Raw genomic sequence first — 26,456 nt, forward strand, 5'->3', positions numbered from 1 at the left:
GAAGCGCAGCCGCAGCCGGCGCGCTGGCTTCAGCGCGCGGCCCGCGTCCAGCGGGTGTCTTCCTGCCGGCTGCCCCAGTTGCAAGGGCCGGCCAGCGCGGCGGCCTGAGGGTCGAAGCTCAGCGTGCATTGCGCCTTGGCCTGCAGGTTGAGCGCGAGATGCCGCTGCACTTCCACCGTTGCCACGCTACCGGCATGGGTGCCCGTCACGCGGCCTGCGACCTGGCCGTCCTGGAGCAGATCACCCTCAATGCGCCCACCCTGCTGGCGCAGCACGACGGTGAGGGTTTCTGCGTTGCTCTTGCGCCAGGCCCAGCGGCCCGACAAGCCGCTGGCCGCCAGCGTGGCGGGCACGGCGACGGGCTTGCCGAGCACCACCCCCAGCGGCACGGTGCGCGCGCCCGCTGGCGAACTGGCCGCCGACGCGGCCGGCGGCGCAGGGACGGGGGTGCCCAGCACCAGCACGGGGGCCGGTTTCTGCGGCTCTGGCGCGAAGAGCTCGCGCAACGCGCTCCAGTTCAACGCGACCAGCACGGTCACCCCGCCCAGCACGGTCAACGCACCGCCCCACCGCTTGCCGCCGTGGGGGGGCGCGGTGGGGGCTGCTGCGGTCGGGCTGGTTTTCGCGGCGGCCCCGGCGCTGGCCTCGCGTGCGGGGACCGCCTTCTTCTTCGGTGCGGGTTTCGCGGGGGTGGGGGGCGGCGGCGTCGGGGCGGCTGCCCGTTGCAGCCCGGGCACCTTGAGCAAGGCGTGGACGATCTCTTCCACGTCGCGCGGCCAGCGCGTGTCGGCCAATTCCAGGAAGCGCCGCTTCGGCAAGGCCTGCAGGTCTGCAGGCAACTGCTCGGGCAGGGGCAGCACCGTGCCCTGCAGCAGCACAGGGATCACGGGGATGCCGCGCTGCAGCGCCGTGGCCACCTCGGTGCGCACCCAGTCGCCATCCTGTTCCAGCCTGCGCCGCCCCTGGGCGTCGGTGATGCCGAGCCAGCGCGGGCCGATGACCACCAGCATCACCGCGCAGGACGTCAGCGCGGTGTTCAGGGCCACTTCGAAATCCTGCCCCGGCGCGATGCTCTCGATGTCACGGAACAGGTTCTCTGGCCCGAACACCCCGGCGAGGTCATCGGCCAGGCGGCCGGCGGCGTAGCGGTCGTCGTCGCGGCGGTAGCTGATGAAGATGCCGGCCATCGGGAAAAGGGCTCCGTGCGTGGAAGTGCCTCGCGAGTCTAGGCGCGCTGGCACACTGCGCCGCATGAACACGCCCATTGTCCTGCTCACCGGCTTCGAGCCCTTCGGCGGCGAAGCCGTGAACCCTTCAGCGCAGGTCGCGCAGGCGCTGCACGGCCAGGTGCTGCAAGCCGGCGGCATGCTGGCGCGGGTGGAGGCTGTGGTGCTGCCCTGCGTGTTCGGTACCGCGCTGCAGGCGCTGGAAGCGGCGCTGCGGGAGCACCGCCCGCATCTCGTGCTGTCGCTGGGGCAGGCGGCGGGCCGATGTGAACTCACGCCCGAGCGCGTGGCCATCAACGTCGACGACGCGCGCATCGCCGACAACGCCGGCGCGCAGCCCGTCGACCAGCCCGTGGTGCCCGGCGGCCCTGCGGCCTACTTCAGCACCTTGCCCATCAAGGCGATGGTTTCGATGCTGCGCTCGGCCGGGGTGCCGGCATCCGTGTCGCAGACGGCGGGCACCTTCGTCTGCAACCATGTCTTCTACGGGCTCATGCACGCGCTGCAGCACCGCCCCGGCGTCCGGGGCGGCTTCATGCACGTGCCTTTGCTGCCCGAGCAGGTGGCACGCACCCATGGCCAGCCCAGCCTGGCATTGCCGCTGCAGATCGAAGGCGTGCGCCTGGCGCTGCAGGCGGCGCTGACCCACGCGCAAGACCTGCGCGTGGCTGGCGGCACGCTCAACTGAGCGTCGCGAAGGGGCGCTCAGCGCGTGCGGCGGCGGGCCAGCCCGGCACCCAGCAGGCCCAGCGCTGCCAGCGCCAGCGTGGCGGGTTCGGGCACGCCCTGCGTGGTGGGCGCCACCAGCTGCACGTTGTCCAGACCGAAGTACTCGGAACCGGAGTTGTTGCCGAAGGCAAAGGTGTTGCCCACCCAGCGGATCATGTTCGTGCCGGCGGCCAGGCTGATGCTGTTCAGCGTCACCTGCTGCGTGTTGGTGGCTGCGCTGGCGATGAAGTCAGACCCGATGTCGGTCCAGGTGGTGCCGCCGTCGCTGCTCAGCTGCACGTCGAACTGGTAGCTCGGCGTGGTCGGGAAGCCCGGGTTGTGGTTGTGATAGTGGTTGAACGAGAACGAGCCGGTGAAGGCCGACGCCAGCGTGAAGGTCAAGGACGGAAAGACCGTCGCGCCGAAGGTCCGCGTCATCGACAACTGGCCGTTGGCGCCGCAGCAGTTCTCGACACCGTTGTTGCCGGTGTTGAAGTTGGCGGCCGTCACCCCCGGCGCCACAGTCGAGGCTGCGATGTTCTGGGCGCCCAGCGAAGCGTTCTCGAAGTTCCAGCCCACCACCACGGTGGCTTGCGCGTTCGCGGAGAAGAGGGCCGCGGCGGCAGCGAAGGCCAGCAGGGCGACCTTGGAGCCGGGCATGGCTGCCTTGGTGCGGGTGGTCATGCGGTGGTGGATGTTCAAGGCTTGCCTCTCAGGGTGATGGCACAAAGGGAAGGTGGGCTGGCGCAACAGACCCGGCGGGGCACTTGCGCTGCTGACACGGCTGCTGGAGCAAACCTCGGGCCACTTGCCGAAAAGCCTTGTGCATCAGGGAGATGCGGCGGCAGCACCCTCCGTGCGGGGGAGGCTTGTAACGAATCCCGACAGGCCTGCACCCCATGCGCAGCGCTGGCCGGCTCGCGCTGGCGGCCGGCGGGCACGGTCGAGCCTTCAGCGCCGCATCTCGCGCGGAATGGACGACAGCGGCGGCACCGCGGCCACGGCGCGGCCCGTGGTCGGCCCCAGCGTGATCACGCGGCGCGGGCCTTCCACCTCGTCGGCCGTGCCCAGGGCGCCGGCATTGGCGCGCTGCCAGTCGTCTTCGCTGCGGATGATGGTGGGCTTGATCAGCACCACCAGCTCCTTCTTGCGCGCGCTGTCGCCGCGGTTGCTGGCCACCACGCGGCCCACGGCGTTGCTGCTGGCGCCGGGCAGGCCCGAGCTGCTGCGGCGGCTCTCGGCCGACATCAGCCCGCCGATGGCGACGATGTTGCCGTCGGTCACGCGCACCACGGTGTCGGTCTCGTTGACGGTGCTGCTGGCCAGCGGCAGCCGGTAGTTGCCGATGGTGCCCAGGTCGATCTGCTTGGTGCGCTCGGTCACCGAGGTCACCGAGGGCCGGATGTGCAGCGTGATGGTGTTGGCCTCGTCGATCTGCGGCGTCACGTCCAGCGCGATGCCGCTGAAGAAGGGCGTGAGCGTCAGCGCCGGCAGCGTGGTGGTGCCGCCATTGCTGCCGCCGCTGTTGGTGACGCTGCCGCCGGAGACGTTGGTGACGAAGTACTCGTCCACGCCCACCTTCAGCACCGCCTTCTGGTTGTTCAGCGTGGCCACGCGCGGGCTGGAGAGGATCTGCAGCTCGCCCTGGCTCTCCAGGAAGCCCAGCACCGCCTGGAAGCCCTTGGTGGCCAGGCTCAGGCCCAGCGTGCCGCCGGCGGCGGCCGGCAGCGAAACGCTGTCCAGCAGCACCGCCGCGGCGGCCTGCTCCAGCGTGGGCAGGCCGTTGCCATTGCCCAGCAGCGGGTTGCCGGCGTAGCCGCTGGTCTGGCCGCCGGTGCCGCGCGAGCCCAGCACCGACCAGTCGATGCCGCTCTGGAAGCCCTCGCGCAGTTCCACCTCCACGATCTTGGCCTCCAGCATCACCTGGCGTTCCACCGCCAGGCGCGAGGCGCGCAGGAACTGCTCCACGTGGCGCAGTTCGTCGGGCATGGCGCGCACGGCGATGGTGCTGGCCTGCGGGCTCACGATGACCTGCCGGCCCTCGCCCTTGCCCAGCAGCAGGCGCAGCGCCTCGGCCGTCTCGCTCCAGATGTCGTTCTGGCTCGTGGTGGTGATCTGGCTGCTGTCGCCCAGCGTGTTCACCTGCGCAGGGCCCGTGGTGTTGTTGCCGTTGTTGCTGCCGTTGCCGTTGTTGTTCTGGGCCGGCGCGCCGCTGCCGCTGACGCGCACCTCGCTGCGGCCCTGGCGGCGCGTCTGCAGGTAGTTCACGCTGAAGATGCGCGTCTGCAGTGAAGGCGGGTAGATGGTGATGCGCCGGCCGTCGATGCGGTGGTCGTAGCCGTAGACCTCGCGGATGGACTCCAGCGCCTCGCGCAGCGTCACGCCGCGCAGCGTGACCGAGAGCGTGCCCGCCACGTCGGGGTGCATCAGCATGCTGTAGCGCGTTTCCGCCACCATCGACAGGAACACGTCGCGGGCGTTGGCGCCGTTGACGATGAGGTCGAAGCGCGGTTCGGGCGGCGCGGCGGGCACGTTGGCCGCCGGCCGTGCAGGGGCGGGCGCTGCCGAGGCCGCCGGTGCCGTGGCCGGGGCGGCAGCCGCCGGCGCGGTGGGCCGCGCGGGGGTGGCGGCCTGGCGCTGTGCCAGCAGCTCGGCGCGCACGTCCTGCACGGCGGGGCCGTGGCGCAGCAGCGGCGGCAGGGCGCAGCCGCTCAGGGCCAGGGCGGCGCACAGGCTGGCGGGCAGGCCCGTCAGCAAGCGGGCCGGTCGGGCCAGGGTGGGGCGGTGGGGCTTCATCACGGGGCACCTCGGGGGGCGGGGCGGGAATTGGGGGCAGCGCGCGGGCGTTCGCGGCCGGGGCGTTGCGGGGCAGGGGCGGCCGAGGCCGACGCTGCAGCGGCACTGGCCGCGTCTTCGATCGCGGGCACGCGGCGCACGGGTCCGTGCACGGGCAGTCGCGTCAGCGTGCCGCCTTCGCGCACCCACACAGCGCTGTCGTCGATGCGTTCGATGCGGGCGCTGCCGAGCAGCTCACCCACGCCGTGGCGGCGCGTGCCGAAGACGACGTAGCGGCGGCCGTCCACGCTCATCAGCTGGCGCGGGCTGGCCGGCGTGCCGGCGTTGGCGCTGGCACCCGGTGTGGCGTCGGACGCCGTGGCGCGGGCCTCGGGCGGTGGCTGCAGAGGGTCGCGCTGGGCCACGGCCGGGCCGGCCGGGCCGGCCAGAGCGCCAGCCAGCGCCAGAAAGAGGGCGGCTGGAACGGGGCGGCGGCGCTGGACAAGGGGGGCTTGCATCGTGGTTGCTCCGGTCAGCGCACTTCGCTGGGCAGCCAGAGCTGCAGGGTCAGCGTGGCGAGCTTCGGGCCCGCTTTGCCGGCCTGGGCTTCGGCTTCGGCTTCGCCGCTGCCCTCCAGCCGCACCGGGCCCCAGCGCAGGCCCGGCAGCGTGGCTTCGATCTCGGCCAGGTAGGCCGCCAGCGCCAGGTAGGGGCCGGCGAGCACGAGGTCCACGGCCTGCACGTCGGGGCGCGGCAGCGCGGTGCCGGCCTGCGGTGCTGCAGGGCCCGTGTCGGCGGGCGCAACGGCCAGGCGCACGAGGCTCAGCCCCTCGTGGCGGCGCAGCACCCGGGGCAGCAGGTCGGCCAGGCGTGCCGGCGGTGGGCTGGCCTGGGCGCTGCGCGCGCCGGAAGCCGCCGGGCTGTGGGCTTGCGCGGCCAGCCGCAGGCGCTCTTGGTGCGCCGCCTGCACGGCCGCCTGCAGGCGCGCGACGGGGCTGTCCGCCCCTGCCGGCGCGGTGGCGCTGGCCAGCTGCGCGCGCAGCTGCGCGAGTTCGGCGTTCTGCCTTCCGAGCAGCGCAGCGCGCTCGCGCTGCAGGGCGAGCTGCGGCGAGATCACCAGCGTGTCGGCCACCGCCACCACCACGATGGCGGCCGACAGGAACAGAAAGACCCGCTCGCGCAGCGACAGCGCGTCGATGCGGCGTGCCAGGGCCTGCAGGTGCTGCTTCATGGCCTTCCCTCGGTGCGCGCCGGTTCGGCGCTGGTGCCCTGCGCCGGGGTCACGCTGAACTGCCAGCGCTCGGCGCCCGCGGCCGCGCCGCTGCCGGCCGGTGCCGCAGCCTGCTTCTCGACGCGCGCCACGCCCAGCTGCTGCGGGGCGGTGAGCGGGTGCGCGCCCAGCTGGGCGAGCCAGGGGCGCAGGGCCTCGGGTTGCAGGGTGTGGCCGCTGAAGCGCAGGGCGCCGTCATCGATGTGCACCGAGCTCAGCCACACCGGTGCGGGCACGGTGCGCGCCAGCAGCTGCAGCAGCGCGGCCGGGCTGCGTCCTTCGCGAACCCGGCCGCGTTGCGCAGCCTCGTGTTCCAGGCGGGCTTGCGCAAGCAGCGCTTCTTCGCGCGCCAGTTCCTGCTGCAGCGCGGCGCCGTCCTGCGGCAACACCCGGCGGCCGGCCAGCAGCGTGTTCAGGCGCTGGCTCTCGGTGCGGGTGAAGGCCTCGCTGGCCTGCAGTTCGGCGCGCTGCTGTTCGCTGCGCAGCATCAGCCAGGCGCACAGCGCGCCCACTCCCAGCACCAGCACGGCCAGCGCGCGGGCCATGGCCGCGGCCGAGAAGTGCCGGCGCGGCGCCAGCAGGATGGGGCTGTAGAGGTTGACCTGGTGCGGCATGGCAGGGTGGGCGGTGGGTGGGGCGGCGGTGGCAGGCGTCAGGCGGTCGGGCTGTCGTCGCGCAGCAGCGCGCCCAGCAGCGGCAGCAGGCTCGTCTGCAACTCGGCATCGGGCGCGGCCGCGGCCAGGCCGGGCAGCAGGGTCTCGGGCTGCAACGGCAGCACGCGCAGGCCCAGGGCCGGCGCGAGCGCCTGGCACAGCGCCTCGGTGCCCGGGCCGGTGGCCAGCCACAGCGCGGCCAGCGGCTGGGTGGGGTGGCTGCGTTCCCAGACGTCGAAGGAGCGCTGCAGCTCGCCGAGCAGGCGCTCGTGCGTCTGCACCGTCGCGCCGGCATCCGGCACGGCGCCGTAGTCGACGTAGTCCCAGTCGGCCGGCAGCGGCGCTGCGGGGTCGTCCACCAAGGGGCCGCTGCCGCCGCCGAGGCCGGCCGCGGTGTCGTCCAGCAACTCGGCGGCAAGGCGGCGCGCCTCGAAGAGATCGCCGTCCACGCACAGCGTCAGCAGGCATTGCGTGCCGTGGCGCAGCAGGGCTGCGGTGGCGCGGCCGGTCAGGCCTTCGGCGGCGGCCGCGGCGGTCTGCAGGTTGCGCTGCGTGGTCTCGGCCACATCCACCACGGCCAGGGGCAGGTCGGCCTCCTGTGCCCACTCGGTGGTGCGCCGCACCGCGGCGTTGCGAGCGGCCGCCACGAACAGCGCCTTGGCGCCGCGGGCCGGGCCGCTGCCCACGGGCATGACGTCGATGGTGTAGTCGTCCAGCGCGCCTTCCACCAGGTCCTTGATGCGCCAGCGGGCGGCGGCGCGCAGCTCTTCAGGGGGCACGGCCGGGGCCTCCACCTGCAGCAGCTGGCTGGCGTTCAGGGGCATCACGGCGATCAGCGTGGCCGCCGGCCGGCCGCGCAGCGGACCGGGGTCGCCGTCGGCCGTCAAGGTGGCGAGGCCGGCGCCAAGCACGCGGCCTGGCTTGCCGGGTGCGCCTTCGGCATGCACCCAGGCCAGGGTGTCGCCATCGACCGTGCAGGCCAGCGTGCCGCGCTGTGCGGCCGCGCGTTGCCAGGGCCAGCGTCTCATGGGTTCTCCTGACGGTAGACGAGGTGCTCGGCCCCGCTGGCGCGGCCGAAGCTGGCGCGCGCGGCGGGGTCCTTGTCGGTGGCGCTGCCGCACCAGGCCCCGCGCAGGTGCGCGAGCTGGGCGCCCGCGCTGGCGCTGTCGCCGCTGCCGGGGGCCCAGGGCTGCAGGCACGAGGCGTCGGTGGCGCTGCTGCCCAGGCTGATGGCCACGCTGTAGCTGCCGCGGCGGCCGCCCGTGGGGGCGGCCAGGCGCAGCTGGCCGCGGCCCTGGTTGAGCGTGACGCTGCTGGCGCCGCCGGCCGCGGCGGTGTCGGCGGTGGTCAGCGTGCCGCTCAGGCCGCCGAAGCTCAGCGCGGCCACGGGCACCGCGGTGCAGCTGTCCAGCGTGTTGGGCGCCCAGGCGCTGCCGTCCCAGTGCTGCGCGGCCAGGGGCAGGGCCAGCACGCGGTCGGCCGGGCCGATGTGGCTGCTCAGGCGCAGGCGGCCGTGGCGCAGCGCCACGGTGGCGAGCTCGGCGCGGTCGTTGCTGCTGAAGGGCGAGGTGGTGGCGAGATCCAGGCCCGCGGTGGCCACGCCGTCGCTGTCGCTCGGGGCGATGCCGAAGCGCGCGGCGTGCGGCCCGTCGGGGCTGCTGGCACGCGTGACCTGGGCGGTGAGCGTGGCCGTCAGCACGCCAGCCGTCCAGGTGCCGCTGGCCGTGCCCAGCGCCAGGCGGCCGTTGCCGGTGTTGAAGGCGGTGCTGCCGCTCACGCCGGCCAGGTTCCAGGCGCTGGCGCTGGTGGCGTCGAACTTGGCGTAGCTGCCGGTGTAGTTGGTGGTGGTGCCGCCGCTGCTGTTCTGTGCCGTCAGCGTGGCCGCCAGGCGGAAGTTCTCGCCCAGGTAGCTGAAGGCCGAGGCCGGGCTGCAGGCCAGCCCGCTGCGGTGCGTGACGCCGCCGCCGCTGACCGCGAAGCGCGCCGGCACGAAGCGCCCCACGTTGCCGCTGGCGGTGCCGCTGACCGCGCCGGCGCCGAGGTAGTCGCCGTCGGCCACCGCGGGCGTGAGCGTGACGATGCCCACCTCGCTGTAGGCCAGCGTGGTGGCGGTGGCCACCCCGCTGCTGAAGCTGGCGCCTGCGACCGTGGCGTTGCTCAGCGTGCCCGGCGTGCCGCCGCCGGGTTGCACCAGCGTGGCGCTGAGCGTCACGCCCTCGGCCGGGCTCTCGCGGCCGAAGCTGGGCGCGGTGGCGCCGGCGCTGGTCTGTGCGGTGACGGTGGCGCTGAAGGCCTCGCCGGCGGCGATGAAACGTGCGCCGCTGGCGTTGCTGGCGCCCGGGTTGGCGGTGTTGGGGCTGGCCGTCTGGCGGATGTTGCTCAGCGCAAAGCGCGCCGGCTTCACGACCAGGCTGTTGCTGCTGCCGCTGAGCGTGGCGCCGCCCACGGCCCGGCTGGCATGCAGGCGCAGCTGGCCCACATCGGCGTGCGTGAAGGTGAAGGGCGCGTTGCCGGCGCTGTCGAAGGTCATCGCCACGGCGGTGCGGCTGCTGCTGCTGCCGCTGTTGTTGCGTGCCACCGTGGTGGCCGTGCCGCCGTTGACCTGCAGCAGGTTGCTGGTGGCGCAGGTGCCGGGGTTCAGGCACTCGTAGCCCCAGTCCACGCTCTGCGCGCCGGTGAGTGCGGCTTCGCAGGCCTGGGTGCTGGTGCCGGTGCGCACCGCGCGCAGGAAGTAGGTGGCCGACGCCGTGCCGGCGGTCTGCGCCGGCAGCGTGGTGCTGGCGCCGCCCGCCGTGGCGGCGAACAGGAAGCCGGCGGTGCTGAAGGTGGTGGCGCAGCTGTTGGCGTTGCTGCAGCTGGCACCATCGGGGCAGCACTGGCGGGGGTTGCTGGCGGCCGTGCTCTCGGCCGAGAGCGTGACGCTGACACTGGCGCCGTTGCTCGCGCCGGGGTGGCTGAGCGTGGTGCTGGCCACGCCCGCGCTGTTGAAGCTCAAGGCCGTGCTGGCCAGCGTGCCGGCGCTGGTGGCCAGGGTGGCCGTCTGCCCGGCCAGGCCCGTGGCGGCGTTGGTGCAGGGGCTGCTCGCGTCGGCGCAGGCCGTCACGGTGACGGTGCTGGCGGCGCAGCTCACGCTGCTGGCAGGCAGCACCACCTGGTAGTGGTGCACGGCAGGCGCGACCGGCGGGCCCAGCACGCTGGCCTGGCCGGTGCTGTCATAGGCCAGCCACATGTCGTCTTCGCTGTTGCTGTCCACCACGATCTTCAGTTCCAGCCGACGGTCGCTGGCCAGCGTGGTGTTCGGCGTGCCGAAGTTCAGCGTGCGCTGCACCCAGGTGCTGCTGCCACCGGCCCAGGGGCTGACGCTGATCGAGCTGCTCGCGAAAGACTGGCAATCCGTGCCCGTGCTGCTGCACGAGCGCAGGTAGGCGTTCAGGCGCCCGCCCTTGGCGGTGTTGAAGTCCTTCATCGCCGTCCACAGGCGCAGTTCCAGTGCGCTGTTCAGCGTGATGCCGCCCGTGGCGCTGAGCCAGCGCTGGTACTTCGTGGTGTCGGTCTCGGCGGCACCGATGCCGCCCTTGGACAGCAAGAGGCCCGCGAAGTTGTCGCGCCCCGCGTCGTGGTTGGCCAGCGTGGTGGCGGTGGGGGCGGTGCCGCTGAGGCTGCTGTCGGGCACGCCGGTGGCGCGCAGGTAGAGCGGCAGCGTCACGGGCACAGAGGCGGGCGCGGGCTTCAGGGCCAGCAGCACGCCCACGCTCTGCAGCGAGACGTTGCCGCTGGAGGTCTTGCTGCCGGTGCTGCCCGCGCTGGCCTGCAGGCCGAAGGCCATGCCGACGGAGATGCCGTCGGTGCCGCCACCGCTCTGGCCGCCGGGGGCTGGCGACAGGCCGCTGGGCGTGGCGATGGGGATCTCGCCACTGGGCACCGCGAACAGCGCCACCAGCATGGCGTTGGCGCTGGTCGTGGTGAGGCTGGGGGTGGCGTGGTTGGCGCTGGCGGCGTTGAGCTGGCCGCTGTGGGCTTCCAGTGGTGTGCTGCTGTCCACGCCACGGAAGACCATGAGGCCGCCCGCGCCACGGCCATTGCGGTCGAAGCGCCAGCTGTAGCTGCTGGCCTCCGAAGCCCCCGCCACCTTGTAGTAGACCGTGGTGCCGAAGCTGCTGGTGTTGTCGCGCGTCAGCACCACCGTCCAGCCGGCGGGCACGCTCCTGACCTGGGTGTCCAGCGGCAGGTCGCTGGTGCGCTGCGACACCCAGGCGATCATCAGGTCGCCCGCGGCCACGCTGCCCGGGCGCGTGAGCGTGAGGATGTCGCTCGTGGCGCTGCCGTTGATGCTGCTGGCGCTGCCGATGTGCACGATGCCGGCGCTGCAGGCTGCGGGCATGGCATAGCTGCTGTTGTTGGTGACGCAGGCCGTGCCGCAGGTGGCGCCGCAGCACACGCTTTGCACCACGCTTTCGTAGCCCAGCGTGATGGCTGCCGAGTTGGTGCTGCGCACGCAGGCCGCTGCCTCCGCCGTGCCGCCCAGCGCGATGCTGCCGCTGGTGCTGGTGACGGCCCCTTGCACGCTGCTGCCGTAGCCCAGGCTCAGGTTGCCGGCGGCGCCGTTGACGCGGCCGCCCAGCACCACCGCGTCGGCCGCGGTCACGCTGCCGGCGGTGGTGATGTCGCCGGTGACCTGTGTCTGGTAGGCCAGCGACACCGCCCCGGTGTTGCTGGTGATGGACCCGTTGATGGTGACTTCGGTGCCGGTGCTCACCTGCCCGGCCACGGTGCGCAAGGAGCCGTTGATCACCGTGCGGTAGGCCAGGGTGATGTCGCCGGTGAGCGCGGTGAGCGAGCCGGTGATCTGCACCTCGGTCGCATCGGTGCCGTTGAAGGCGTTGGCGATGGCATGGGCCTTGATCTGCGCCTGGTAGCCCAGCGTCACCGTGCCGTTGACGACCACCAGCAGGTCGTTGGCCGTGCCGCCGACGTTGATCTGCGCGTTGCTGGTGCTGAGGTTGCCGTTGATGGTGATGCGCGCCGGCCTGGTGCCGCCGATCGTGACGGTGTCGCCGAAGCCCAGGGCCAGGTTGCCGCTGCAGGTGTAGTTGCTGCCGCTGGCCGTGCAACCCGGGGGCAGCGCCCCGGGAAAGCTGTAGTTCGCGGCCAGCACCGGCCCCGAGGCCAGCATCAGCAAGCCCGCCAGACCCCGCAGCCAGCCGGCGCGCAACCCGTGTTTCATCGCACCAGGCGCCAGCTGAGCTGGCGTTCCACGTAGCCGGCCGGGGGCGTGGCCGTGGTCGGGCAGTTGCCGGCCGTCGGCGCGTTGCAGGCGTTGGCCACCATGTCGTAGAAGCTCAGGGCGGTGGCGCCGTCGCTGGCCGTGCTGAGCGTGCAGCGCACGGTGACGGTGAGGCCGCCCAGCCCCGCCGGCACGAAGCTGGTGGTGGCCGGGCAGGCTGGCGCCGCGGCCGGCGGTGCCGGGTTGCGCAGCACCTGGAAGGCGGCCCACTCCAGGCCGGCGCGTGCCGCCTGCAGCGCGCGCGCGGCGTCCAGCTCGCCGGCCGAGCCCAGGTGCTGGCGCTGGCTCATCGTGGCCAGGGCCGCGCCCAGCGCCGTCAGCACCACGAGGATGAAGACCACCGAGACGAGCGTGAAGCCGCGAGCCATGGCGTGCCCTCAGGGCAGGTTCGAGACGTGCACCGCGTGGTGCAGCGTCACGGTTTCGCTACCCGCCGAAGTGAGGGTAGACAGTGCCAGGCGCAGGCTGACCAGCGCCGCGCGGGCGGCCACCACCGTGCCGTCGTGGCTGAATTGGCAGGCACTCACGCCAGTGGCCAGCACCGCGCTGCTGCCACCGCTGGGCGGCAGCGGCTGGCTGGCCTGGAAGCCGTAGCCCTGGTGGCGCACGAGGCGGCCGCTGCCGAGGTCGCAGCGGTAGCTCACGGGGCTGTCCACCGCGTACACGCGGTAGGGCGGCGCGAAGTTGCCCACGGGCAGCCCGGCCAGCGAGCTGATCGTCACGGTGCTGGCCGCACCGGCGGCATTGGTGGCCAGTCGGCGGTTGGCACCGGCCTGCGTCAGCGCGCTGTCGTTGGTGGCATAGGCATCGGCGCCGTCCACCCCGGGCCCGAGGTTGTAGAAGACGAGCTGCTGTGCCGCGTTCATCTGCAAGGGCGGGCCCACGATGCCGAAGCTGGTGTCCACCTCGCCGAAGCTCAGCGCGCCGCTGCCCTCGGTGGCGTAGCGCGCGGCAGCGGTGGTGGGGATGAGCTCCAGCGTCTGCCCGTCGGCCGAGACGCGCACGCTGTTGGGCAGCGCGCCGCGCAGGTCGCGGCCGATGCGGCGCAGCGCGAGGTCGGCGTTGTCCACGAGCTCGCCGCGCGCCTTCACGGCCAGGTAGGCCCGCACCGGCGGCACGATGAACTGCGCCACCACCGCGGCCAGCCCGCCGGTGAGCGCGATGACCATCACCGCCTCGATGAGCGTGAAGCCGCTGCAGCGCCGCAGGCTGCGCGGGCGCAGGGCGTCAAAGCGAGGCGTTCGGCGCATGGCGTGTCCGGTAGCCGTCGAGCACCACGCTCACGCCGCCCGGCGCGTTCACGGTGACGGTGATGCGCAGCGCGTCGCCGCTGCCGCTGGTGATGTCGTTCAGCGCCGCCGCCGCCACGCTGACATTGGCGCTGTAGCCCGCCAGCCCTGCTACGGCGCTGCCGCTGATGTCGGTGATGCCGTTCATCGCCAGGCCGTTGTAGTCGTTGACGTTGTCGAAGCTGGGCACGCCGGTGCGGCTTTCGCCCGCCTCGGGGCCGATGGCGTCGGCGGCGCCCGCGCAGCCGCTGGCGCTGCTGGTGGTGCTGACGTTGGCGTCGTCGCCGTCGCACCAGGTGTAGGGCATCAGCGTCACCTCTTCCAGCAGCGATTCCGCGATGGCCAGCGCCTGGCGGCGCAGCAGGGGGTCGGCACTGCTGGCGCTGCTTTGCATGAAGACGCGCAGCAGCCCGGCCAGCGCCGCGCTGACCACCACGATGAACATCAGCAGCTCGATGAGCGTGAGCCCGCGCGTGCGCGCCCGTACCGCGGCGCGTTCGGCGCAGCGGGCAGCCTGGACAGCAGCGGTGTTCAGCGGGGGTGGTGTGAGCATGTCGGCCACAAGACGCCGCCGCTCGTGAGAGATGATCGAGCGGCGTGCACGATCCTAGGCAGGCCCGGCCCCGGGCAAAGGCTCAAGGAGCGGGGCGAAACAGGCCTGTTTCGTGTTCGATCACGAAGCCGCGGCTGCTGCCGCCGTGCGACACGGTCACCGGCAGTGCGGCGCCGCTGCTGCTGACGGCGCGGCCGCTGTTGCCGCTGTTGAAGGTGATGCTGCGCGGGCCGCTTTCGGCCAGGCAGGGGCTGGCCGTGGCCGGGCAGGCCAGGCTGCGCAAGGTGCCGCCGCTGGCGTAGGCGAAGACCACGCCGGTGGTGTTGATCGTGGCCACGATGGGCCGGCGCTGCTGCAGCGCCAGGCGCTGCATGGCGGCCATCTCGCTGGCCAGTTCATCGCCGTAGGCCTGCAGGCGCCAGGCGCCCAGGTCCAGCAGGCGGGGCAGCGCCACCACGGCCAGCGCGCCGACGACCAGGATGACCATCACCAGCTCCACCAGCGTGAAGCCGGCGTGCTGGCGGCGGCCGCCCATGGCCGGGCTCAGTTGATGCCGATGATGGTGAAGGGGGCCGAGGCCGAACCCGGGCCGGTGAGCACGCAGGTGGCGTTGTTCTCGGCCGTGACGGCCGCGGCGGCGATGCTGTAGCCGGCCGGCAGCACGCCGCCTTGCAGCAGGGCTGCGGCGTCGTTGCAGTTGTCCACGGCCGTGCCGTTGGCCGAGTTGGCCTTGCGCGCCGCGTAGTTGGTGGCCGCCGCCGAGCTCAGCGCGCCGGCCACGCCTTGCGTGGCGGCCGCGTTGGCCTCGGTGTTCAGGTTGTAGAACTTGGGCAGCGCCACGGCCGCCAGCACACCGATGATCACGATGACCATCACCAGTTCGATGAGCGTGAAGCCCGCTTGACGTCTTTGCATGGTGTCCTCAAAGGTGGATAGGCAGACAGGGTTGGCGTGAGCCCACTTGTGGGCGCGGAGGTGATTTCAGGTGCTTATCGGGCCCCTGACCAGGAACTTGAGGGGTGCGGCCGCGGCATGGCAAGGAAGTCACGCCCCGGCCCTCGCGGCCTGGCCCAGGTCCCACAGCGGCAGGAAAACGCCCAGCGCCAGCACCAGCACCATGCTGCCGATGACGGCCAGCAGCAGCGGCTCGATGTGCGCCGACAGGCCCTTGATGGCGTAGTCGGTCTCGCGTTCGTACATCTCGGCCACTTCCAGCAGCAGGGTGTCGAGCGCGCCGGTTTCCTCGCCCACGGCCACCATCTGCAGCACCACGGGGGTGAAGATGCCGGCCGCGGCGGCGCAGCGCGAGAGCGTCTCGCCGCGTTCGATGCCGTCGCGCATCTGCTCGATGCGTTCGGCCATGTAGGCGTTGTTGGCGGTCTGCGCCACCACCGTCATCGCACGGCTGATGGGCACGCCGCTGCCGTAGGCGATGGCGAAGCTGCGTGCAAAGCGCCCCAGCGTGGCCTTCAGCACGATGGAGCCCACCACGGGCAGGCGCAGCTTGAGGCGGTCCCAGCGGTAGCGGCCGGCCGGCGTGGCCAGCACCGCGCGCACGCCCCACAGCGCCGCCACGGCGGCGGCCAGCAGCAGTTCCCACCAGGCCACGGTGAAGGCCGAGACGCCCAGCAGCACGCGCGTCATCAGCGGCAGCTCGACCTTGTAGTTCGCGAAGACGCCGGCAAAGGCCGGGATCACGAAGATGTTGACGATGACCATGGCCACCACGATGGCGCCCACCACCATGGTGGGGTAACGCAGCGCCTGCTTCACGCGGGCGCGCACGTCGAGCTCGAACTCCACGTGCTGGGCCAGGCGCTGGAAGCTCTCGGTCAGGCGGCCGGTCATCTCGCCCACGCGCACCATCGCGATGAAGAAGTTGTCGAACACCGAAGGGTGGCGGGCCAGTGCGGTGGCCAGCTCGCGGCCCTGGTCGAGGCTGGCGCGCACATCGGCCAGCAGCGCCACGAGCGCGGGCTTCTGCGTGCTGGCCTGCAGGCCTGCCAGCGCGCGCAGGATGGGCACGCCGGCCTTCTGCAAGGTGTGCATCTGGCGCGCGAAGAGCAGCACGTCTTCGCCTGTCACCGGCGAACTGCCCAGCACCTGCCACACGCTGCGCGGGGTGGCCGGGCCGGCGCCGGGGGTGTGGCCAGGGTCGATCTGCACCGGCGTCACGCCGCCGGCCAGCAGCTGGTCGGCCACGGCCGCGGGGCTGTCGGCCTCGATCACGCCGCTGATCTGTTCACCGCGGCGGTTGCGGCCGCGCCAGGCCCAGGTGCTCATGGGCGGATGCCGGCGTTCATGCCAGGTCGTTGGCCAGGCGCATGGCCTCGGCCACGTTCACGCGGCCGGTCTGCACCAGCTGCAGCGCGCGGTGCGCCATCGAGCGCTGGGCCAGCTGCTGGCGCGCCTTCAGCGTGAAGGCGCCGGGGTCGGCCTGCAGGGTGTCGTGCGCGAGGCCGGCGTCCATCTCCAGCATCTCGTACACGCCCAGCCGGCCGCTGTGGCCGCTGCCGTTGCACTGCGGGCAGCCGCGTCCGCGCATGGGCGGCGTGGCCAGGGCGGCGGGGCCGCCCACGGCCTCCATCCACGCCGCCTCTTGCGGGCTGGGCGTGTGCGGGGCGGCGCAGTGCTCGCAGTTGGTCCGCACCAGGCGCTGCGCGATCACCGCCTGCAGCGCGCTGGCCACCATGAAGGGCGGCGCGCCCATGTCGAGCAGGCGGAAGGGTGCGCTCATCGCGTCGCGCGTGTGCAGCGAGCTCAGCACCATGTGGCCGGTGATGGCCGCGCGCAGGCCGATCTCGGCGGTCTCGGCGTCGCGGATCTCGCCCACCAGGATGACGTCGGGGTCCTGCCGCAGCGTGGCGCGCAGCACGCGGGCGAAATCGAGCTCGATCTTGTCGTTGACCTGCACCTGCGTCAGGCCGGGCAGGCGGTACTCGATGGGGTCTTCCACCGTGATGATCTTCTGCTGCTCGGCGTCCAGCTCCGACAGCGCGGCGTACAGCGTGGTGGTCTTGCCCGAGCCCGTGGGCCCGGTGACGAGCACCATGCCCGAGTGGCGGTTGAGGATCTCGCGGAAGCGCAGCAGCATGTCGCGCGGCATGCCGATTTCATCCAGCCGGCGCATGGCCTCGCCCTGGCCGAGCAGGCGCATCACCACCGATTCGCCGTAGTGCGTGGGCATGGTGCTGATGCGCACGTCGAGCGTGCGCTCGCGCAGGCGCAGCGAGAAGCGGCCGTCCTGCGGCAGGCGCTTCTCGGCGATGTCCAGGCCGGCCATCAGCTTCAGGCGCTGCGTCAGCGCCGGGGCGATGCGCTTGTCGGCCTGGGTCTGGGTCTGCAGCAGGCCGTCCACGCGGCTGCGGATGGCCAGGCCGTTTTCCTGCGGCTCGATGTGCACGTCGGAGGCGCCGGCCTGCAGCGCGTCTTCGAACACGCTCTGCAGCAGGCGCACCACGGGCGCGCCTTCCTGGCCCACGCTGGCCTGCAGGGTGCCGAAGTCGACGGTGTCGCCGATGTCCTTTTCCAGCGCCTTGGCCAGGCCGGAGATCTCTTCGTGGCGGCGGTAGTGCTTGTCCAGCGCCGGCGCGAACTGGCTCTCGGCCACCACGGCCAGCTGCACCTGGCGCTTCAGGCGGCGCGAGATCTCGTCGTAGGCGAAGAGGTCCAGCGGGTCGACGAAGCCGACCAGCAGCGCTTCGCCGCGTTCTTCCAGCACCACGGCGCGGTGGCGGCGCGCCACGCTCTCGGGCAGCAGGCGCACCGTCTCGCTCTTCAGCGGGAAGGTCTTGAGGTTGACCATGGCCACGCGCAGCTGGCGGGCCAGGGCGTGGGCAAGCGCCTCTTCGGTGATGACGCCGGCGTCGATGAGCACGCGCCCCAGGCGCTTGCCGGTGCTGCGCTGCTCGTCCAGGGCCTGCGCGAGCTGGTCTTCGCTGAGCAGCTTCTGCTGCACCAGCACGTCGCCCAGGCGCAGCTTGTCGCGGCGCTGCGCAGCGTTGGCCGTGGCTTCTGCCGTGAGGTGGGGGGTGGTCGGGGCGTTCATGGGGGCGCGCCGGCATGCTGGCAGGCCGCGCGCCTGTGCGGTGCCGCGAAAAGGCGGCCGGGAAGCCGTCATTTCCGCGCTGTAATCTCCAGCAGGCCCCCGCCGACCCATGCAGGCCCGCCGGTGTCGGCCGGGCGCTGCCGCCCCCTTTTGGAGATTCACCCCATGAACCAGCGTCTGATCGTCTCGTCTGCCCTTGCTGCGGCCCTGGCCGCGGCCGGGCCTGCCCTGGCCCACGAAGGCGGCCCCAACCAGGAACGTTGCTACGGCATCGCCAAGGCCGGGCAGAACGACTGCGCCAACCTCGCGGGCACGCACGGCTGCGCCGGCCTGAGCAAGGTCGACAACGACCCGGGCGAGTGGAAGTACGTGGCCAAGGGCACCTGCAAGAACCTCAAGGGCCTGACGGAAGCAGAGGCCAAGGCGAAGTTCAAGGCCAAGAAGTAAGCCGGCCCGGATGACCGCGCCGGCCCGCAGCGGCATCGGCCTGCGCCAGCCGCACGGCACCGCGCTGCTCGAGGCCCCGCCGCCGCTGGGTTTCGTGGAAGTGCACGCCGAGAACTATTTCGGCGCGGGCGGTGCGGCCTTGGCCCAGTTGCAGGCCGCCCGCGAGCGCTGGCCGCTCAGCCTGCATGGCGTGGGGCTGGGGCTGGGCTCGGCCGCCGGGCTGGATGCCGCGCACCTGCAGCAGCTGGCCGCGCTGGTGCGGCGCTTCGAGCCCGTGCTGGTCAGCGAGCACGCCTGCTTCGCCCGCGCGCCGCGCCGGTCTGGCGGGCCCGTGGTGCACGGCAACGACCTGCTGCCCATCGCCTTCAACGCCGGCTCGCTGGCCCTCCTGGCGGCCAACGTGCAGCAGGCGCAGGACGCGCTGCGCCGGCCGCTGCTGCTGGAGAACCTCTCGGCCTACGTGCACTGGGCCGATGACACCCTGGCCGAGCCCGAGTTCTTCAACGAACTGGCGCGCCGCACCGGCTGCGGCATGCTGCTGGACGTGAACAACCTCGTCGTCAACGCGCTGAACCAGGGCCTGGACGAAGCGGGTGCCGCCGAGGCGGCCTGCCGCTGGGTGGACGCGCTCACGCCCGGCATCGTGGGCGAGATCCACCTCGCGGGTTATGCCGTGGCCGAGGGCATCGTCATCGACGACCACGGCAGCCGCGTGCACGCGCCGGTGTGGCAGGCCTACCGCCACGCCCTGCGGCGCCTGGGCTGGCGGCCCACGCTGGTGGAATGGGACACCGACCTGCCGGCGCTGCCTGTGCTGCTGGCCGAGGCGGCCGCCGCCGACGCGGCCTGGGCCGAGGTGGCCGGCCCGGTGCAGGCTGCCTGAAGCGCGGCCCATGGACGCCCACGCCAAGGAAGCCCTGCGCCAGCAGATGCTGTTGCGCACCCTGCTGGGCGACGCCCGCCCCGGCGTGGTGGCCGGCTGGCTGCGCACGGTGCCCGGCGGGCCCGACGTGAACCGCGGCCTGGCTGCCTACCGCGCCCACGCCAGCGCCCTGGCCGAGCGCGCGCTGGCCGCGGCCTTCCCCACCGTGCAGCAGCTGTTGGGCGAAGAGAGCTTCGCGCTGATGGCGCGCGACTTCTGGCGCCGGCAGCCGCCCGAGGGCGGCGACTTGGCCTGCTGGGGCGAGGGGCTGGCCGGCTTCATCGTGCAGGCGCCCACCCTGGCCGACGAGCCCTACCTGCCCGACATGGCCCGGCTGGAATGGGCGCTGCACCGCCTGCAGACGGCCCCCGACGCCCCGCCGCCCGACCCCCAAGGCACCCCGCCGGGCCTGGGCCTGCTGGCCACGGACGAACCGGCGGCACTGCGCCTGTGCCTGCCCCCGGGCAGCACGCTGCAAGCCTCGCGCTGGCCGGTCTTCAGCCTCTGGCAGGCCCACCGCGCGGCGGACCGCGACGCCGCCTTCGCGCTGGTGCGCCAGGCCCTGGCCGAGGGGCGCGGTGAGCAGGGCCTGCTCACGCGCCAGGGCTGGGCGCCGCGCCTGCAGCGGCTGCCACCCGCGGAAGCCGCTTTCGTGGGGGCGGTGCTGGCGGGGCAGACGCTGGCCACGGCCTTGCAGGCTGCCGGCGAGGGTTTCGACTTCGAGGCCTGGCTGATCGCCGCGCTGCAGCAGCGGCTGCTCGTGGCGGTGATGGCCCTGCCCGCAGCGGCGCTGTGCCCGCCGTGCTGACTGCCAGAATGCGCGGCGCTGGCCTGGCGGCTGCCCAGGGTGTCTTGTCTCTTGATAGCCTCTTGATGTTGTCGAAGTCTTTGCTCCCGGTCCGTGCGCTGCCGCTGGCCCTCGTGTTGATCACCGCCGGGGGCGCCCCGGCGCCGGCCCGGGCGCAGGGCGAGCCGCTGCCGCGCGACGAGCGCGAGCGCGCCTGCTGGCTGCAGCACACGCGCGAACGCACGCAGGTGCGGCTGAACGAGCCCACCGCGGTGGAAGTGGTGAACCTGCGTGACGGGGATGTCGTTCGTTCGCCCTTCCGCGTGGATTTCGCGATCCGCGGCATGGGCGTCATCCCGGCGGGCAAGGCCCACCCCAAGGCCGGCCACCACCACATGCTGCTCAACACGCCGCTGCCGCTGGTGCCGGGCGAGAAGATCCCCTTCAACGACTTCCACCGCCACTTCGGCAAGGGGCAGACCGGCGCCGTGCTGGCGCTGCCGCCGGGCAAGCACACGCTGCGCCTGCTCTTCGCGGACCACGACCACCGGCCCTATTACGTGTTCAGCCCCGAACTGCGCATCACCGTGACCGGCCCGCGCGAAGGCCCGCCGCTGCGCATCAACCCGGGCGACCTCGCCGCGAGCTGCAAGGCCTGGTACCAGGACGAGCTGTCGCGCCCCCGGCCCGAAGGGCAGCGCGCGCTGATCGCCAACCTGCGCGATGGCGAGCCCGTGAGCAGCCCCTTCACCGTGCGCCTGGCGGTGGACGGCTTCGGCGTGGCGCCCAAGGGCCACGGCGGCCCGGGGCTGGGCCACTTCCTGCTCGACGTGCGTGCCGCCGATGGCCGCGTGGTGCAGGCGCTCGACCTCGCCCACGGTGCCACGCAGGTGGCGCTGTTCCTGGCGCCGGGCAGCTACCAGCTGCGGCTGCGTTTCGTGGACGACAGCGGCAAGCGCGATCTCGTGCCCGTGAGCGAAACCGCGGTGCAGGTCACCACGCAGGAGAAGCTTTGAACCGTCCCAGGCCGGTGGGCGACCGCGGCAGGTGCTGGGGGGCTGGAGTGGCTGCGGCGTTCGGGCTGGCTGGGGCCGCCGCCCTGACCGGGCCGGCGGCCGCGCAGGGCGCTGCGCCAGCACCGCCGCTGCCGCCGCTGGTGGCCGCCGGCAAGATCGGCGCCGGCTGGCAGGTGGCCAACCTGCCCGACCAGAAACCGCCGCCCACGCGCTACAGCGCCGAGACCCTGGGCGACAGGCTGGTGCTGCGCCTGGAAGCCCAGGGCTCCTACGGCAACCTGCTGCACGCCCTGCCCGGCGTGGTGGCGCCGGCGCGGCTGGCCTGGTCGTGGCGCGTGGCTGAACCCAATGCGGGCACCGCGCTGCGCAGCAAGACGGGCGACGACGTGGCGGCCAAGGTCTGCCTCAGCTTCGATGCGCCCCTGGCCCAGGTGCCCTTTGGAGAACGCACGCTGCTGCGCATCGCGCGTTCACGCACCGGGCAAGACCTGCCGGCGGCCACGCTGTGCTGGGTGTGGGGCGGGCCCGAGGCCGTGGGCAGCGTGATCGACAACGCCTACTCGCGCCGCGTGCGCTACCTGGTGCTGCGCAACGCGCCCGAGGCGGGCGAGCGCTGGTTCGACGAATCGCGCGACATCGCGGCCGATTTCCAGCGCGCCTTCGGTGCGGAGATCCCCACCTTGCCGCCGCTGGTGGCCGTGCTGGTGGGCGCCGACGCCGACAACACCGGCGGCCGTTCGGTGGCGCACGTCACGGCGCTGCGTTTCGCGGCACCCTGAGCCGGCACGGCCGGCTTCAGCCCCCGCGCCTCACTCGCGCGGGCGGAAGTTGATGATCAGCCGCGAAGGCACGCGCCCGTCGGCATCGCGCGGCAGCCGCGCGGTGCGGTCGATGGCGCGCAGCACGGCCTCGTCCCATTCCTTGTGGCCGCTGCTCTTGACGAGCGTGCGCGAGATGATGGCGCCGCCGGCCCCGGCCGTGACCTCGACCTCGGCCGCGTTGTTGTCGGGCGTGGTGCCGGTGAAGACCAGGTTGCCGCGGATCAGCGCCACCAGCCGGCCCGTGTAGGCCGCCGAAGGCGCGGCGCTCTGCGCGGCGGTGCCGGTGGACGTGGCCGGCCCCGTGCCGCCGGCCTGGGCCATCATGCGCCGCAGGTTCTCTTCGCGCTGCTTGGCCAGGCGCTCCTCGGCGGCCTTGGCCTCGCGCGCCTCGGCCTCGGCCAGTTCGCGCTTCTTCTTCTCTTCGTCGGCCTTGCGGCGCTCGGCGGCCAGGCGCTTCTTGTCCTCTTCGGCGGCCTGCTTGCGCTCGCGTTCCTTCTTCTCGCGTTCCTTCTCGGCGGCCAGTTCGGCCTTGCGCTTGGTTTCTTCGGCACGGCGGCGCTCGGCGCGCTCGGTGGCGATGTCGGGCTCGGCCGGCTTGGGGGCTGCGGCCGGCGGTGGCGGCGACGGGGCGGGTACCGGGGCTGGCGGCGGCGGTGCCGGCGTGGGCTCGGGCACCGGCGCGGGCGGGGGGGCTGGGGCCGGCGCTTCAGCCGCGGGGGCGGCGATCTGCGGCACGCTCGCCCAGAGTTCGGCGCTCACCACCTCGGGCGGCTTGGCGCGCCAGTCGACGCTGACGGTCAGCGCCGCCACCAGGCCGGCATGCACCAGCAGGGCCAGCGCTGCGCCGCTGCCCGTGCCGCCAGGCGGGCGGGGCAGCAGGTCGTCGTGGCTGCGGCCGGGGCCCGGGCCGTTACCGAGAGCGGCGGCGCTCATCGCCTCAGCTGGACCCCTGCTTCACCGACAGGCCCACGCGCTTGACGCCGGCGCGCTGCAGCGTGTCCATCACGCGCACCACGCTTTCGTAGCGCACGCTCTTGTCGGCGCTGATGACCACCGGCACCTCGGCATTGCCTGCTTGCTTTTCCCGCACGCGCGCGGCCAGCTGCGGCAGCGCCACGCCCACCGGGTCTTGCTGGTCCACACGCAGGCGCAGCTTCTCGTCGGTGCCGACGATGACCTCGATCACGCTGCCCACGCGCTGCTGGCTCTTGCCCACGCTGGGCAGGTCGACCACGCCGGTGGTGATGAGCGGCGCGGTGACCATGAAGATGATCAGCAGCACCAGCATCACGTCGATGAACGGGACCATGTTGATCTCGTTCATCGAGCGGCGCCCGCGGCCGCCGTTGCGTTGCACGACGCCGGGCATCAGCGCCGCCCGGCCGCCCGAAGGCGCTGAACATCCCCTCGGGGGACGCGAACGAAGTGAGCAAGGGGCTGCATGTCAGCGCTGCCCGCTGCCAGCGATGGTGGTGGTGGCGCCGCTCTGTCCCGCGTTGCGCTGCAGGATGTTGCTGAACTCCTCGATGAAGGTTTCCAGCTGGATGGCGATGCGGTCGATGTCGCGCGCGAAGCGGTTGTAGGCCACCACCGCGGGAATGGCCGCGAACAGGCCGATGGCCGTGGCCACCAGCGCTTCCGCGATGCCGGGTGCCACGGTGGCCAGCGTCACCTGCGTCATGTTCGACAGCCCGACGAAGGCGTGCATGATCCCCCACACCGTGCCGAAGAGGCCCACGTACGGCGAGACCGAGCCCACGCTGGCCAGGAAGCTGAGGTTGCTCTCGATCACGTCGAGCTCGCGCTGGAAGCTCGCGCGCATGGCGCGGCGCGCGCCGTCGAGCTGCGCGCCGGGGTCCAGGCGCTTCTCGCGCAGCTTCAGGAACTCGCGCATGCCGCTGGCGAAGATGCGCTCCATGGGCGCCGTCTCGGCCTTGCCCGCCACGGCGGTGTTCAGCTCGGTGAGGCTGCGGCCGCTCCAGAACTCGCGCTCGAACTCCTCGTTGCTGTTGCGCACGCGCTTCAGCCCGAAGACCTTGCCAAAGATGACCGTCCAGCTCGCCAGCGAGGTGAGGGCCAGGCCGGCCATCACCAGTTGCACGACGAGGCTGGCCTGCAGGATGAGGGCGGTGATGGAGAGGTCTTGGCTCATGTCAGCGTGGAGAGGACTTCGTTCGGAATGCGGCGGGGGCGGAAGGTTCCCTCATCGACACAGCCGATGCGGATGCGGCCTTCGCACAGCAGCGTGTCGCCGCGCCAGGCCTGCTGCTGGATGTGCAGCGAGGCGTGGCCGCGCTGCTGCAGGTGCACCGTCACGCGCAGAGCATCGTCCAGCCGGGCGGGCGCGATGTAACGGAGCTGCGTCTCGGCGACGATGAAGATGGCGCCGGTGGCCTCGCGCAGCGCCTGCTGGCCCACGCCCAGGCTGCGCAGCCACTCGGTGCGCGCGCGCTCGAAGAACTTCAGGTAGTTGGCGTAGAACACCACGCCGCCGGCGTCGGTGTCTTCCCAGTACACACGCAAGCTGTGTTCGAAGGGGGCCGCAACCGGCGTGTTGGAAGGGGAGGGCGGCATCGGCGGCGATTATGTCGCCCGCCTGCCGCCCCGCCGCGCGCCCTCAGGGCAGCGTCTTGCGGTAGACCGGGCCCCAGAGCGGATGGCCGGCTTCCGAGCGGCTGAGCACGAAGGCCGGGTCGGCCGCGCGGGCGGCGCGGAAGGCCGCTTCGCACTCGGCCAAACGCTCGCTGGTGCAGGTGATGAAGGCCAGCAGCTTGTGCGCGCTGGCCTGGTCGCGCCCGCTGCGCAGGCCGGCTTCCAGCGCCTTGCGCAGCGCGGCTTCGGCCTGCGGGTACTGGCCGTCGTCGTAGGCGCGGATGCCTTCGAAGAGCAGGCGCTCGCCCGGTCGTTCCATCAATTCAGCGAGGCCGCCGGTGGGCGGGGGGGGCGGGGCGGGCGGGGCGGCGCAGGCGGTGATCAGCGCGGCCGCAGTCAGGGCAGCCGCCCGGTGGAGGCGCGAACGAAGGGCGCTGGTGGGCTTCATCTTCATTGTCCAAAGCGATGCCGCACCACGACCGGCTTGTCGGCCAGCACCTGCACGGTGACGGTGTGGGGCGGGAAGTCTTCGTTGCGCACGGTGATGCTGTGCGTGCCTTCGTTCAGGGTCAGCCGGGTCAGCGGCGGCGCGGTGCCGGCCGGCTGGCCGTTCACCTCCACCTGGCCCCAGGGGCTGATGGCGAGTTGCACGGTGCCGGTCACCGGGGGCGCGGGTGCGGCAGCCGGGGCGGCTGGAGCGCTGCGGTCCTTGGCAGCTGCGCCGTTGTTCGGCCGGGGGCGTGCCGGCGCGGGGCGCTGGGCCGCTGCGGGCGGGCTGGCGGCAGGCACATCGGCGGCGGCCGAGGGGCTTGCGAGCGCGGCCGATGCCGCGGCTTCGGCCTCGGGCGGGGGCGCGACCACCGGCGGCACAACCGCCGCTGGGGCGGCCGGTGCCGCAGCCACGGGGGCCGGGCCGGGCACCGCCTCTGCACCCGAGCGGCTGAGCGCCAGCGTGAGCGCGGCCGTGCCCACGATCACGGCCAGCAACAGCAGCACCAGGGCCGAGCGGGGCGCACCGGCACTGCCCTTGCGTTGCGGGCGTGTGTGCCCGGGGTCGGGGCCGGGCGCGGGTGCCGGCACCATGTCCTGGCTGCTGTGGCGGTCGATCCAGCGGCGCAGTTCCAGCGCCATCTCGGCGGCGCTGGCGTAGCGCTCGGCCGGCTCGCGCGCCATCGCCTTGGCCGCGATGGCCGACAACGTGCGCGGCACGCCGCTGCGCAGCTCGTGCGCCGGCGCGGGGTGGTTGGTGAGCACGGCCGTGGTGATCTGCTCGACGCTGTCGCCGGTGTAGGCCTTGCGCAGCGTGAGCAGTTCGTAGAACACCACGCCCAGGGCGTGCACGTCGGTGCGCGCGTCGACGGCGCCGCCCGTGAGCTGCTCGGGCGCCAGGTAGTGCGGCGAGCCGGCCACGGCGCCTTCCAGGGCCTCGGGCGCGGCGCCATGCGCCACGCGCGCAATGCCGAAATCCAGCACCTTGGGCTTGTCGCGGTGGTTCAGGAAGATGTTGGCCGGCTTGATGTCGCAATGCACCACGCCGCGCGTGTGCGCGTAGGCCAGGGCCTCGGCGACGCGGCGCACGAGTTGCGCGGCCTCGCCCGGCGTGGGCTGCCAGCCGCCGGCCAGGCGCTGGCGCAGGTCGCAGCCGTGCAGGCGCTCCATGGCGATGTAGACGCCCTGGGCGCTCAGCCCGGCGTCGTGCACCGTCACGATGTTGGGGTGCGAGAGCCCGGCTACGGCGCGGGCCTCGTTCAGGAACAGGCCGTCCAGGGCCACGCGCTCGGGCGTGGCCACGTCGAACTGCAGCGTCTTGACGGCCACCGTGCGCGAGAGCAGCGGGTCCCAGGCCTCGTGCACCTGGCCCAGGCCGCCGTGGCCGAGCAGGCCCTTCAAGGCGTAGCGTCCGATGTGCGAGAGCGTGGGCTGCTGCTCGATATGGGCGTCGGCGGGCGCGGGCAGGCTGTCGCCGCCCAGGTCGCTGGGGGGGGACACGCCGTTGGTGTCGGGGGGCCGCGAGTCCAGATCGGCGAGATCCGAACCCCGTTGCGGTGCCGCCGGCGGTGGCAGT

27 protein-coding genes are annotated in these 26,456 nt (G+C 73.0%); 6 read left to right on the plus strand and 21 right to left on the minus strand.

Annotated elements, in window-relative coordinates; genetic code table 11:
* Positions 1-29: 29 nt before the first annotated feature.
* Complete coding sequence (locus EOE66_RS17295; protein ID WP_164885143.1) at positions 30-1,187, minus strand: toll/interleukin-1 receptor domain-containing protein; 1,158 nt, start codon at positions 1,185-1,187, stop codon at positions 30-32.
* Between the two features lie 64 nt (positions 1,188-1,251).
* Here EOE66_RS17295 and pcp point away from each other — a divergent pair, with 64 nt between their 5' ends.
* Positions 1,252-1,914, plus strand: coding sequence for a pyroglutamyl-peptidase I (pcp, locus tag EOE66_RS17300; RefSeq protein ID WP_128229971.1), 663 nt, complete (start codon positions 1,252-1,254; stop codon positions 1,912-1,914).
* Positions 1,915-1,931: 17 nt separating this feature from the next.
* Here the strand turns inward: pcp and EOE66_RS21985 are convergent, their stop codons facing one another.
* From EOE66_RS21985 to EOE66_RS17365, 14 genes are all read right to left on the minus strand, one after another.
* On the minus strand, positions 1,932-2,636 hold the full coding sequence (locus tag EOE66_RS21985) for a PEP-CTERM sorting domain-containing protein (protein ID WP_205702729.1): 705 nt from the start codon (positions 2,634-2,636) through the stop codon (positions 1,932-1,934).
* A 249-nt stretch (positions 2,637-2,885) separates the two neighbouring features.
* A complete protein-coding gene (locus tag EOE66_RS17310; RefSeq protein WP_128229972.1) occupies positions 2,886-4,730 on the minus strand; it encodes a pilus (MSHA type) biogenesis protein MshL in 1,845 nt (614 codons plus the stop codon).
* The gene (locus tag EOE66_RS17315; RefSeq protein ID WP_128229973.1) at positions 4,730-5,227 is read right to left on the minus strand and encodes a hypothetical protein; all 498 of its coding nucleotides are present in this window, start codon (positions 5,225-5,227) and stop codon (positions 4,730-4,732) included. The genes EOE66_RS17310 and EOE66_RS17315 overlap by 1 nt, the downstream gene beginning before the upstream one ends.
* A 14-nt stretch (positions 5,228-5,241) precedes the next feature.
* Complete coding sequence (locus EOE66_RS17320) at positions 5,242-5,940, minus strand: hypothetical protein (protein WP_128229974.1); 699 nt, start codon at positions 5,938-5,940, stop codon at positions 5,242-5,244.
* Positions 5,937-6,593: a PilN domain-containing protein gene (locus EOE66_RS21845; RefSeq protein ID WP_164885144.1), complete on the minus strand. Its 657-nt coding sequence runs from the start codon at positions 6,591-6,593 to the stop codon at positions 5,937-5,939. Before EOE66_RS21845 ends, EOE66_RS17320 begins: the two co-directional genes overlap by 4 nt.
* Before the next feature lie 38 nt (positions 6,594-6,631).
* Positions 6,632-7,660: a hypothetical protein gene (locus EOE66_RS21850; RefSeq protein WP_164885145.1), complete on the minus strand. Its 1,029-nt coding sequence runs from the start codon at positions 7,658-7,660 to the stop codon at positions 6,632-6,634.
* Positions 7,657-11,856, minus strand: a complete 4,200-nt coding sequence (locus tag EOE66_RS17330; RefSeq protein WP_128229976.1) for a DUF6701 domain-containing protein — start codon at positions 11,854-11,856, stop codon at positions 7,657-7,659. Before EOE66_RS17330 ends, EOE66_RS21850 begins: the two co-directional genes overlap by 4 nt.
* The gene (locus tag EOE66_RS17335; protein WP_205702730.1) at positions 11,853-12,284 is read right to left on the minus strand and encodes an agglutinin biogenesis protein MshP; all 432 of its coding nucleotides are present in this window, start codon (positions 12,282-12,284) and stop codon (positions 11,853-11,855) included. The genes EOE66_RS17330 and EOE66_RS17335 overlap by 4 nt, the downstream gene beginning before the upstream one ends.
* A gap of 9 nt (positions 12,285-12,293) precedes the next feature.
* A complete protein-coding gene (locus tag EOE66_RS17340; protein ID WP_128229977.1) occupies positions 12,294-13,166 on the minus strand; it encodes a PulJ/GspJ family protein in 873 nt (290 codons plus the stop codon).
* The gene (locus EOE66_RS17345; RefSeq protein ID WP_128229978.1) at positions 13,144-13,758 is read right to left on the minus strand and encodes a type IV pilus modification PilV family protein; all 615 of its coding nucleotides are present in this window, start codon (positions 13,756-13,758) and stop codon (positions 13,144-13,146) included. The genes EOE66_RS17340 and EOE66_RS17345 overlap by 23 nt, the downstream gene beginning before the upstream one ends.
* A gap of 82 nt (positions 13,759-13,840) precedes the next feature.
* Positions 13,841-14,293 carry a pilus assembly FimT family protein gene (locus tag EOE66_RS22400; protein ID WP_128229979.1) on the minus strand — a complete coding sequence of 151 codons (453 nt, stop codon included), beginning with the start codon at positions 14,291-14,293 and terminating at the stop codon, positions 13,841-13,843.
* Between the two features lie 8 nt (positions 14,294-14,301).
* Entirely contained in the window at positions 14,302-14,673 is a 372-nt protein-coding gene (locus EOE66_RS22405; RefSeq protein WP_128229980.1) for a type II secretion system protein, read from the minus strand.
* A gap of 129 nt (positions 14,674-14,802) precedes the next feature.
* Positions 14,803-16,041: a type II secretion system F family protein gene (locus tag EOE66_RS17360; protein WP_128229981.1), complete on the minus strand. Its 1,239-nt coding sequence runs from the start codon at positions 16,039-16,041 to the stop codon at positions 14,803-14,805.
* 16 nt (positions 16,042-16,057) lie between these two features.
* The gene (locus EOE66_RS17365; RefSeq protein WP_128229982.1) at positions 16,058-17,806 is read right to left on the minus strand and encodes a GspE/PulE family protein; all 1,749 of its coding nucleotides are present in this window, start codon (positions 17,804-17,806) and stop codon (positions 16,058-16,060) included.
* Positions 17,807-17,971: 165 nt separating this feature from the next.
* Between EOE66_RS17365 and EOE66_RS17370 the strand changes: the two genes are divergently transcribed.
* The 5 genes from EOE66_RS17370 to EOE66_RS17390 all read left to right on the plus strand — a co-directional run bounded on the left by EOE66_RS17370 (position 17,972) and on the right by EOE66_RS17390 (position 21,757).
* The gene (locus EOE66_RS17370) at positions 17,972-18,253 is read left to right on the plus strand and encodes a BufA1 family periplasmic bufferin-type metallophore (RefSeq protein WP_128229983.1); all 282 of its coding nucleotides are present in this window, start codon (positions 17,972-17,974) and stop codon (positions 18,251-18,253) included.
* Between the two features lie 10 nt (positions 18,254-18,263).
* On the plus strand, positions 18,264-19,136 hold the full coding sequence (locus EOE66_RS17375; RefSeq protein WP_128229984.1) for an MbnB/TglH/ChrH family RiPP precursor modification enzyme: 873 nt from the start codon (positions 18,264-18,266) through the stop codon (positions 19,134-19,136).
* Positions 19,137-19,146: 10 nt separating this feature from the next.
* The gene (locus EOE66_RS17380) at positions 19,147-19,983 is read left to right on the plus strand and encodes an HvfC/BufC N-terminal domain-containing protein (protein ID WP_128229985.1); all 837 of its coding nucleotides are present in this window, start codon (positions 19,147-19,149) and stop codon (positions 19,981-19,983) included.
* Between the two features lie 65 nt (positions 19,984-20,048).
* Positions 20,049-20,978: a DUF4399 domain-containing protein gene (locus EOE66_RS17385; protein ID WP_164885146.1), complete on the plus strand. Its 930-nt coding sequence runs from the start codon at positions 20,049-20,051 to the stop codon at positions 20,976-20,978.
* A 47-nt stretch (positions 20,979-21,025) separates the two neighbouring features.
* Entirely contained in the window at positions 21,026-21,757 is a 732-nt protein-coding gene (locus EOE66_RS17390; RefSeq protein WP_164885147.1) for a DUF3047 domain-containing protein, read from the plus strand.
* A 30-nt stretch (positions 21,758-21,787) separates the two neighbouring features.
* Here EOE66_RS17390 and tolA read toward each other — a convergent pair whose 3' ends face one another.
* The 6 genes from tolA to EOE66_RS17420 all read right to left on the minus strand — a co-directional run bounded on the left by tolA (position 21,788) and on the right by EOE66_RS17420 (position 26,380).
* On the minus strand, positions 21,788-22,732 hold the full coding sequence (gene tolA, locus EOE66_RS17395) for a cell envelope integrity protein TolA (RefSeq protein WP_128229988.1): 945 nt from the start codon (positions 22,730-22,732) through the stop codon (positions 21,788-21,790).
* Between the two features lie 4 nt (positions 22,733-22,736).
* Positions 22,737-23,168, minus strand: a complete 432-nt coding sequence (locus EOE66_RS17400; RefSeq protein WP_128229989.1) for an ExbD/TolR family protein — start codon at positions 23,166-23,168, stop codon at positions 22,737-22,739.
* A 75-nt stretch (positions 23,169-23,243) separates the two neighbouring features.
* Entirely contained in the window at positions 23,244-23,951 is a 708-nt protein-coding gene (gene tolQ, locus EOE66_RS17405; RefSeq protein WP_128229990.1) for a protein TolQ, read from the minus strand.
* Positions 23,948-24,373 carry a tol-pal system-associated acyl-CoA thioesterase gene (gene ybgC, locus EOE66_RS17410; protein ID WP_128229991.1) on the minus strand — a complete coding sequence of 142 codons (426 nt, stop codon included), beginning with the start codon at positions 24,371-24,373 and terminating at the stop codon, positions 23,948-23,950. The genes tolQ and ybgC overlap by 4 nt, the downstream gene beginning before the upstream one ends.
* Positions 24,374-24,416: 43 nt before the next feature.
* Entirely contained in the window at positions 24,417-24,710 is a 294-nt protein-coding gene (locus EOE66_RS17415) for a TssQ family T6SS-associated lipoprotein (RefSeq protein WP_128229992.1), read from the minus strand.
* A 131-nt stretch (positions 24,711-24,841) separates the two neighbouring features.
* Positions 24,842-26,380 carry a serine/threonine-protein kinase gene (locus EOE66_RS17420; protein WP_164885149.1) on the minus strand — a complete coding sequence of 513 codons (1,539 nt, stop codon included), beginning with the start codon at positions 26,378-26,380 and terminating at the stop codon, positions 24,842-24,844.
* Positions 26,381-26,456 lie beyond the last annotated feature (76 nt).

This window comes from Rubrivivax rivuli, assembly GCF_004016505.1.
Taxonomy (GTDB): domain Bacteria; phylum Pseudomonadota; class Gammaproteobacteria; order Burkholderiales; family Burkholderiaceae_C; genus Rubrivivax; species Rubrivivax rivuli.